The sequence below is a fragment of the Ruegeria sp. AA6 genome, assembly GCF_056542865.1.
Window position 1 is genome coordinate 1 of record NZ_JBQGAN010000075.1, and the last position, 850, is coordinate 850.

The 850-nt window shown below is 59.1% G+C and carries 1 protein-coding gene and 1 tRNA gene; one reads left to right on the forward strand and one right to left on the reverse strand.

The features are described 5' to 3' along the window. The coding region (locus ACR0LN_RS23925) for a recombinase zinc ribbon domain-containing protein (RefSeq protein ID WP_480433239.1) at window positions 1-621 on the forward strand (621 nt) is incomplete at its 5' end. 138 nt (window positions 622-759) lie between these two features. Here ACR0LN_RS23925 and ACR0LN_RS23930 read toward each other — a convergent pair. Then, a tRNA-Met gene (locus ACR0LN_RS23930) sits at window positions 760-836 on the reverse strand. Window positions 837-850 lie beyond the last annotated feature (14 nt).

The following is an 850-nucleotide window of genomic DNA, read 5'->3' on the forward strand; positions in this document are numbered from 1 at the left end:
AAGAAGGGCAAAGATGGACGACTTTTACGCCGCCCGCAGCAGGGTTATCCCGCCGCTACCGTGGTCGACTTTCTCACCGCCGTTCTCATTCTGACAGGTCTTGCATTCTGCGGCACCTGCGGAGGGCCCCTCGCTACTGTCGGACGCGACTACCTCGCCTGCTCTGCCGCCCGCAAACTCGGCACTTGTTCCCATAAGCAATCCATTCGTCGCAATGTCCTGGAAGACGCCGTTCTGGATTTGCTTCGTCAGCGTCTGATGCAGCCCGACGCAGTGGCCGCTTTTATCAAGTCCTTCAGCGAAGCCGCCAACGCAGAAGCAGGCACAGCGGAGGTAGCCCGGACGCGTCTGCAATCCGAGCGGGACAAAGCTGCGCGCAAACTGAATGGGTTTTATGATGCAATCGCTGAGGGCATTCGCACCCCCGGACTTCAAGCGAGGCTCGAAGAGCTCGAAGCGCAGATTGCCGATCTTGAGGCGAAGCTGTCTGAGCCTGCGCCCTCACCGGTGCGACTGCACCCAAATCTGTCCGAACTCTATCGCTCCAAGGTCGCAGATCTGCGCAGGCTCTATCGGATCCGTCGATCCGTACAGGGGCATTGGAGATCATCCGGGGCTTGATCGAACGTGTTACGATCCAACATGAACGGGATGGCGTGCAGATCGAGTTGGAGGGTGCGCTGGCAGCAATGATTGGGCTGGCCCAGAACGAGCAAAGCCGCCTTGCGGCGGCTCGTATGACACTGTGTTCGGTAAAAGTGGTTGCGGGAGCAGGATTTGAACCTGCGACCTTCAGGTTATGAGCCTGACGAGCTACCGGGCTGCTCCATCCCGCGACACTTTTTTGGCC